The organism is Caballeronia sp. BR00000012568055 (assembly GCF_029439455.1).
Classification (GTDB): Bacteria; Pseudomonadota; Gammaproteobacteria; order Burkholderiales; family Burkholderiaceae; genus Caballeronia.
Genome location: NZ_JAQFVG010000351.1, coordinates 1 through 8,012 on the forward strand (window position 1 = coordinate 1; position 8,012 = coordinate 8,012).

At 61.2% G+C, this 8,012-nt stretch carries 8 protein-coding genes and 1 pseudogene; all 9 read right to left on the reverse strand.

Annotation, left to right across the window (positions count from 1 at the left end; all coding sequences use genetic code 11):
* Positions 1 to 330: pseudogene (locus P7F28_RS30680) on the reverse strand (hypothetical protein); the annotation flags it as partial.
* A gap of 218 nt (positions 331 to 548) precedes the next feature.
* Positions 549 to 2,186 (reverse strand): FGGY-family carbohydrate kinase, encoded by a 1,638-nt coding sequence (locus P7F28_RS30685; protein ID WP_277188911.1) that lies wholly within the window; start codon positions 2,184 to 2,186, stop codon positions 549 to 551.
* 36 nt (positions 2,187 to 2,222) lie between these two features.
* Positions 2,223 to 2,951, reverse strand: a complete 729-nt coding sequence (locus P7F28_RS30690; protein ID WP_277188913.1) for an SDR family oxidoreductase — start codon at positions 2,949 to 2,951, stop codon at positions 2,223 to 2,225.
* A 25-nt stretch (positions 2,952 to 2,976) separates the two neighbouring features.
* The gene (locus P7F28_RS30695) at positions 2,977 to 4,260 is read right to left on the reverse strand and encodes a sugar ABC transporter permease (protein ID WP_277188915.1); all 1,284 of its coding nucleotides are present in this window, start codon (positions 4,258 to 4,260) and stop codon (positions 2,977 to 2,979) included.
* A 14-nt stretch (positions 4,261 to 4,274) separates the two neighbouring features.
* Positions 4,275 to 5,078, reverse strand: a complete 804-nt coding sequence (locus P7F28_RS30700; protein WP_277188917.1) for an ATP-binding cassette domain-containing protein — start codon at positions 5,076 to 5,078, stop codon at positions 4,275 to 4,277.
* 48 nt (positions 5,079 to 5,126) lie between these two features.
* On the reverse strand, positions 5,127 to 6,182 hold the full coding sequence (locus tag P7F28_RS30705) for a sugar ABC transporter substrate-binding protein (protein ID WP_277188919.1): 1,056 nt from the start codon (positions 6,180 to 6,182) through the stop codon (positions 5,127 to 5,129).
* A gap of 17 nt (positions 6,183 to 6,199) precedes the next feature.
* A complete protein-coding gene (locus P7F28_RS30710) occupies positions 6,200 to 7,192 on the reverse strand; it encodes an AraC family transcriptional regulator (RefSeq protein WP_277188920.1) in 993 nt (330 codons plus the stop codon).
* Positions 7,193 to 7,386: 194 nt separating this feature from the next.
* The gene (locus P7F28_RS30715) at positions 7,387 to 7,758 is read right to left on the reverse strand and encodes a hypothetical protein (protein ID WP_277188922.1); all 372 of its coding nucleotides are present in this window, start codon (positions 7,756 to 7,758) and stop codon (positions 7,387 to 7,389) included.
* 94 nt (positions 7,759 to 7,852) lie between these two features.
* On the reverse strand, positions 7,853 to 8,005 hold the full coding sequence (locus tag P7F28_RS33920) for a GTP cyclohydrolase I (RefSeq protein ID WP_368860386.1): 153 nt from the start codon (positions 8,003 to 8,005) through the stop codon (positions 7,853 to 7,855).
* Positions 8,006 to 8,012 lie beyond the last annotated feature (7 nt).

The window sequence follows — 8,012 nt, forward strand, 5'->3', positions numbered from 1 at the left end:
AGCAATTCGGGTAAAGCGGGCGACGAGCATTCCGTTCTGTCCGAGCAGTGCGTACAAGTCGGGCTGTGAATGTTCGACCGCCACGCAGACTTTGATAAGCGAAGCGAGCGCTACCTTCAAGCCTCTGACCTTGAACGGGCCGACATCCATGGTCGCGACCTGCGCCTTGAAAACCGGATTATTGATCGGCGTATCGTTCCCATTCGGATCGTACTTGTCGTCGATGACAGGGCTGCCAAGAATACTTTTCATATACGCGTTGTTCGGCGAACTCAACCCTTTGTTGAAGGTTGATTTCGGAGGCACTGCCACCGGCGTAAGATAATTCATAAAGCAATCCTCAATGAATGGCGAACGACCGTTTCGCTTCCGACCGGCAGAGCTGGCGTAAAACCAATCTGCTCATGCGCGATTCTGAGGGTAGGCAAACCAGCCGAAGTGTCCAGCTCATCGTGAGGTCATGTGTTCGCTCGACCACATGGACAGGCAGCGTAGCAAGGCTCAAATCGGAGTTCGCTTGCTGCGCAATAGCAGCCGTTCGCGACGTGCTAACTCAACGCACGAATCTCCTTCGCAACCGCCTGCAAGCGTGTGAAAGCGCGAAACCGCGCAGCATGCAGCGCGCTAACGTCCGCGTCAGGCTCGTAGACACGGCTTACTTTCGACATCACGCCCATCGCGGTTTGCACGTCGTCGAACTGGCCGCCTGCTACTGCGCCCAAAATTGCCGCGCCGAGCAGTACAGGCTCCCCCGCGCGCGTGGCGACGACCGGCTTGCCGGTTGCATCGGCGAGTAACTGACGCACGAGATCGTGCCGCCCCGCGCCGCCGCTGATCATCACGCGATCGATCGATGCGCCCGCCTTCGCCTGCGTGTCGATAATCTGCCGCAGCCCATAACCGACACTGCACACGCCCGCGATATACAGCGATATCAGACTGTCCAGATCGGTTTCCATGCCAAGGCCCGCGATTACCGCGCGCGCGTGCGGATCGGCAAATGGCGCGCGATTGCCCAGGAATTCAGGCACCACATGTACGCCTTCCGCCAGATTCACGACGCCCGACAAGTTGGCGGATGCACGCGTCGCTGAATGCGCGAGCATCTCGGGCAGCGACTGATTCGCCCCCTGCGCCTGCATGCGCGCATCGGTTGAAGCGGGATGCAGCGCGAGCAACCGTTCGATCGCCGCGCCCGCAACGGATTGACCGCCTTCGTTGAGCCACGCGTTCGGGACCATCGCCGAAAAATACGGTCCCCAGACGCCCGGCACGAAGACCGGCTCACGCGTGGTCGTCATGGTGCAGGACGATGTGCCGAACACATAGGCAAGACACGCTTCCGGTTCCCCTTCCGCGCCAACCGTCCCGATGCCGCCCGCGTGCGCATCGATCACGCCCGCCGCGACGGGCGTCCCCGGGTTCAGGCCGAGCGCCGCAGCGGCTTCCGGCGTCAATCCGTCGCCCAGCCGCGTGCCCGGTTCGACCACTTTCTGACCGATGCGCGCGAAGTCCTCATCCGCCAGCACGCCCAATCCGATGCTCTGAAAATAGCTCGCGTCCCAGCGTTGCTCGTGCGCGAGATAGGTCCATTTGCAGGTGACCGTGCAGGTGGATCGGGATAAATCGCCGGTCGCGCGCCAGGTCAGAAAGTCGGTCAGATCGAAGAACTGCCATGCGGCATCGAAGACGGCCGGACGATGTTCGCGCAGCCACAACAGCTTCGGCGTTTCCATTTCAGGCGATATCCTGCCGCCCACATACTTGAGCACATCGTGACCGGCCGCGTTGATGCGTTCCGCCTGCTCCACGGCGCGGTGATCCATCCACACGATGATGTCGCGCCGCGCCTCTTCCGATGGTCCGACCGCAAGCGGTGCGCCGCCCGCGCCCAACACGACCAGCGAACAGGTCGCATCGAAGCCGATTCCGACGATCCGTTCCGGCGCGACATCCGCCTGCGCGACTGCATCGCGGACGGCGTAACAGACCGCATCCCATATCTCGCCACTCGATTGTTCGACGATAGACCCGCTCTCGCGATACAGCGTGATGTCGTGCTTCGCCGTCGCCAGCATGCGGCCGTCGAGGTCGAATACGCCCGCGCGGGCGCTGCCCGTGCCGACATCCACGCCAACGACGAATCGCGCGTTCGCTGCATCAAAAGTCGTGTGATCAGAACTCATGGCTCGTGGTTCGCTCAAGCGTAAAAGCAGTGGAATTCACAGATCGACCGCGTTCGGCAGAATGACGAGGTCGCGAATGGTCACGTTACGCGGCCGGGTCAGCATGAACAACACCGCATCCGCGACTTCCTTCGGCTGCATCAGACTGCCGGATGCCAGCGCCTCGTCCATCTTCGCCTTGGGCCAGTCATCGAGCAGGGCGGTCACGACCGGTCCCGGCAACACCGAGCCTACACGAATGCCGTGTTTTGCGAGCTGGCGGCGCGTGGTGTGCGCGAACGCCTGCACCGCGAACTTCGACGCCGTGTAGATCGGCTCCCAGACTACCGGCACCACGCCGGCGATCGAACTGGTGAAAATAATGTCGCCGGATTGCTGCTTCACCATATGCGGCAGCACGGCATGAACCGAACGGAACGCGGCGTTGATATTCAGATTCAGCATGCGATCCCAGGCGTCGGGATCGCCTTCGGTCACTTCGCCGCCCACGTACGCGCCCGCGTTGGCGTGGAAGATATCGAGACCACCGGCTGCATCGATAATGCGTGGCAGCAGGCCCGAAACGTCCGCCGGATTCAACAGATCGGCGACGAGCGGCAACGCGTCGGGACCGAGTTCATCGCATAGTGTGTCGAGCCGATCCTTGGCGCGATCGATCAGCACGACCTTCGCACCGTGAGCCATCAACTCGCGCGCGCAGGCAAGACCGATTCCCGAAGCCGCACCCGTAATCGCCGCAACCTTTCCTTTGATCGTGTCAGTCATTCGACTGTCTCCTGAATATTCGAAATCAAGCGCGGCCGTGAGACACGCGCGATTGCCGGGCGAGCGAATCGACGATAACGGCAATCGCCAGCACGGCGCCCGTGATCATGAAACGCAGCGAAGACGACAGATTCAGCAGCGTCAGTCCGCTCGCAATCGACTGAATCACGATGATGCCGAGCACCGCCGAATACGCACTGCCGCGTCCGCCAAAAAGACTGGTTCCGCCGATCACCGCCGCCGCGATCGCGTTGAGGTTCACATCGCCCGTGCCCGCCTGCTGACTCGCCGACGCCAGCCGCGCCGCGGTCAACACGCCGCCGAGCGCCGCCAGTCCGGAGCAGATCACGAAGGCGCTCATATAAATGCCCTTCACGTTGATACCGGCGCGCCGCGCGGCTTCCTTGTTACCGCCGACCGCGTGCATCGACCGGCCCCAGCGGGTGCGTCTGAGCATGTAGTCCATCACGACCGCGAGCGCGAGAAACAGCGCGAACAGCAGCGGAATGCCGCGCCCCTGATTCAGATACGCCACCACGACTTCCAGCAAAACGGTGATCACGACACAGCGCGCCAGGAGACTGCCGACCGAAGGCGCGGAAAGATTCGACGCCCGCCGCCGCTGATGCGTGCGCATGCCGAGCACCAGCATGACCACGCCGGGCAGGAGCGCGATGACATACGACACGATGGCCGGAAGCACAATCAATTGCCCGAGGTTCACAATCGCTGAACCATAAGGCAGGTTGATGGAACCGCTGGAACCGAGCACGTAGAGTTGCAGCCCGAGCAAGGCGAGCAATCCGGACAGCGTTGCGACGAAGCCCGGCATGCCGAGTCGGTTGAGCAGGAACGCATACAACGCGCCGACGATCGCGCCCACGACGATAGCCGCCAGAATGGCCAGCCCCACCGGCCAGCCTTCGTTGACCCAGAGCATGCCGACCATCGCGGAGGCGAAGCCGCTCATCGAACCGACCGACAGATCGATTTCGCCCACCATCAGCACGCATACGATGCCAAGCGAAATCACGCCGATGGTCGAGCAATCGAACAGCATGTTGACCAGATTATTGGCCGACAGAAAGATCGGATTCAGACTCGTGAAAACCGTCCAGATGATGACGAGACCGACGACCACCGGCAACGAACCGAGGTCACCCGATTTCACCTGATCGATAAACGCCGAGACCGCGCCGCCGACACCCGTAGCATGCTTCACGCGCACGTCGCTGCGATCCAGCAAGCTCGGAGGCTGATCGGCTTTCTGCGGCTTCTCCGGGGAAGCGCCCTGAACATGGTTACTCATGATTGTGTCTCCCACTAGGCATTCGTTTGCGCCTGACGCCGGTCGGCGCGGCGCGAGACGGCGTTCTCGGTCGCGCCGGTGATCGCGGCGACCAGTTCCTGATTCGACGAGTCGGGATAGAACACGCCGTTGTTCTTGCCGAGCCTGAGCACGACGATCCGGTCCGCGACGGCTCGCACGTCTTCCATGTTGTGGCTGATGATAATGACCGCGTGCCCGCGATCGCGTATGCGTTCGATCAGGTTCAGCACTTCCGCCGTCTGCGCCACGCCCAGCGCCGCCGTCGGTTCATCGAGCATGATCAGCTTCGGGTCCAGCAGCAGCGACCGCGCGATGGCGACCGTCTGCCGCTGCCCGCCCGACAGCGACGCCACCACGTCGCGCACATCGGGAATGCGCGCGGATAGCTCGTTCAGCAGCGTCCAGGCGCGCATTTCCATCGACACTTCGTCCAGACGCATGGGACTCATCTCACGACCGAGAAAGATGTTCGCGACCACATCAAGGTTCTCGCACAGCGCGAGATCCTGAAACACCGTGGCAATGCCGAGATCGAGCGCCGCCGATGGATTGGCCAGCGTGACCTCGCGGCCATCGAACGTGATCGTGCCCGCGCTCGGCTGATGCACGCCCGCCAGTACCTTGATGAGCGTCGATTTGCCCGCGCCGTTGTCGCCCACCAGCGCGACCACTTCCCCGGCGTGGACATCGAGTTCGATATCGGTCAGCGCGGAGACCGCGCCGAAGTGCTTGGAGACATTGCGCAAGCTCAGCACCAGCTTTCCCGGCACGGGCCGCGTCGTGGAGATGTCAGTCATGGACCGCCCCTCTGCTCGAATGGATGAATAGAACCCTGCGATGCAAGCTCAATAGCTGATGCCCAGCTTCTTGCAGCCTTCCGCGTAACGGTCGGTGCACAGGGTCTTGGCACTCGCAAACCCTTTGTCGATGACTTCGCTCTTGAGGTTCTTGGCCGTGATGACCGTCGGCGTGAACAATTGCGTAGGGGTATTGAATAACGTCGTCTCGCCCTTCGCGGGTTGTCCCGACAGGAAACCGACCGCGACCTTGGCCGCCGCCGCCGCGACCGTTTCGCTCGGCTTCAGGATCGTGTTGTACTCGTCGCCGGCAATGATCAGTTGCAGACCCGCGATGGTCGCATCGTTGCCCGTTACGGGCGGGACCGGATTCACGCCAGCCGCCTTGAATGCCGCGACCGTTCCGCCCGCCGTGCCATCATTTGCCGCCACCACGCCGACGATCTGCGACTGGAATCGGGTGATCTGGCCGCTGACCCATTGCTGCGCCTTCGGCGGCGCCCATTCGGGTGTGTCGTACTCGGCCAGCGTCTTGTAACCGCCCGACGCAATACCTGCATGAATGCCCTTCTTGATCAGCCCTGCCGCTGCATCGGTCGGCGAGCCGTTGACTTCGAGCAGACCGCCCTTGCTGGTCGGCACGCCGGTTTCCTTCAGATGCTCGACCAGAGACTGCGCGATCATGCGTCCGATGCCTTCGTTGTCGAACGAAACGTAGTAGTCAGCCGGTGTCGATGGAACCGGGCGATCGTAGGCGATCACCTTCACGCCCTGGCTTTGCGCCAGATGCACGAGCGAGGCCGCAGCGGTCGAATCCACCGGGTCCAGCACGATCACCTTTGCGCCCTGCGCGATGACCGAATTGAACTGCTGCTGCTGCGTCGCCACATCCGCGTTCGCGTTCTGATAGAGCACCTTGCAATCGGGACACAGCTTGCTCATCGTCGCCTTGAAGCCGGGGAAATCGTGCTGTTCGTATCGCGTGGATGCCTGATCGGGCATCAGGAATGCGACCGTCCCCGAGGGCGCGGCCTGCGCCGATATACTAAGGATGCCTAATGCCATGGCATTGAGCGTAGCGGCCAGCCTGAATTGCTTTTTCATCGTTTGTCTCCTGGGTTTTATTGGACGACGTGGACGGTGGCAAGGGCCACCGCGTGTGGTGACGCCGTGTCCGGCGTTTCAGAACCGCTGATTGCGTTGAGCTGCTGATAATCGCGCCATTTGGATGGCGACATGCCCTTCAGCAACAAAAACTGCCGGTTGAAGTTCGACAAGTTGTTGAACCCGACCTGATAGCCGATATCGCCAATACTCATTTCGCCCGACATCAGCAATTGGCATGCAAGGTTCACGCGCAGCCGGTTCACGTATTGCACGAAGGGCACGCCGGTGTGTCGGCGGAAGTATCGGGAGAAGGCGCTCACGCTCTGACCGGCAAGCTCCGCCAGATCAGCCTCACGCAACTCCTGCGCGAGATTCTTGCCGATATACGTCAATACGTGATTGATGCGCGTCTCGGCATAGCGCGCCGGATCGGCGTGATACGCGGCGCTTGCCAGCCTGACCGGTTCGCTACTCTGAAGCAGCAGTCCGAATAGCGATACAAACAGCACGATGCGCCGCATGCCTTGCGCGTGCAGCATCTCGCGCATAATCGGCTCGGCAGCCGCGCCCGTTTCCGGGCTGAACAACAGACCCGAACCGGATGCTTCCAGCAGACCGGTCACCTTTCTGAACTCGGGGAACGCGTCGATGGCGCGCATGATGAAATCGGAATCGAACTGCAGGACCAGACAACGCTCGCTGACCTGCTCGCCGCGCGGCACGTTGCTGACCCAGTTGTGCGGCAGATTCGGCCCGGTCATCACGAGATTGCCCGCCGCAAAATCACCGATGTAATCGCCGACGAAGCATTTGCCCGTGGTCGCGGTAATGAGATGAAGCTCGTACTCGGGATGGAAATGCCAGCGAACGGTGCTGTACGGATAGCCATGCGACCACACCTTGAACGATTCATCGCGCGGCACGGCCACCAGTTCGAGGTCCGGCTCCGCGACGCGAACGCGACGGCGAGCGCTGCTCTCGACCGCATCGATTCTGTCGTTCTTCACATCTGCCTCCATGAACTTCGTGTCTCGGGACGCTTTTTTTGCTGCCTGCGTCATGGATCGAAGAATAGCGGCTGCCGCAAAATTTCACTACACGGTATAGGGCGCGTTTCTAATACTTTTTTGCATTCGGGTAAGCCCTATTCCGTAGTTTGGGTCAAAAAACTGTGCAATGCAGCAGAGCATCGACCCGCGTTCTACGCGCTCCCGGAGCGCGAACGTCCGCGCGGATCCTCCATACACGCTGCCAGCCGATGCAAATAACCGAGCGCCTTCTTCGTCGGGATCAGGGTTCTCACTCTGCTGTCCGAGATGACTTCATGCAATGCAATAAGCCCTTCGGACCGCAGCAGATTCAGATGTCGATGCACCGTCGCCGGCGAGCCTGTCCTCGACAACGCCATCGCCTCCGTGACGCTGAACGCGCTGTCTTCGCTCCACGCCGCGACAAGCGAATCCAGCAGACGGTGTGTCGTGACATCGATTTGCGGCGCGCCGGGTGATGCCTGAACTGCACGAATGCGGCCGACAAAGCGGAAATAAGCGCTGAGTGATGGTTTGGTTGGCATCGTGTTGTGACTCGGCAAGTAGTGTCCGGTCGGGGTAAAGCCGACCGGTATTATCAGGTGTCGTTAGATCAAGCGTCGAACAACGCAGCTTTCGTTAATTGGACGTCAGCCCCTTGCATAACGCGATAAATTCCGCGCGTTTGTCAGGTTGCCTGAACACGCCATCCAGTTTGCAGGTTACCGTGTCCGAACACGGATCCTCCACGCCTCGCGTTTTGACGCACAAATGTTCGGCCTGAACGAGCACGGCGACG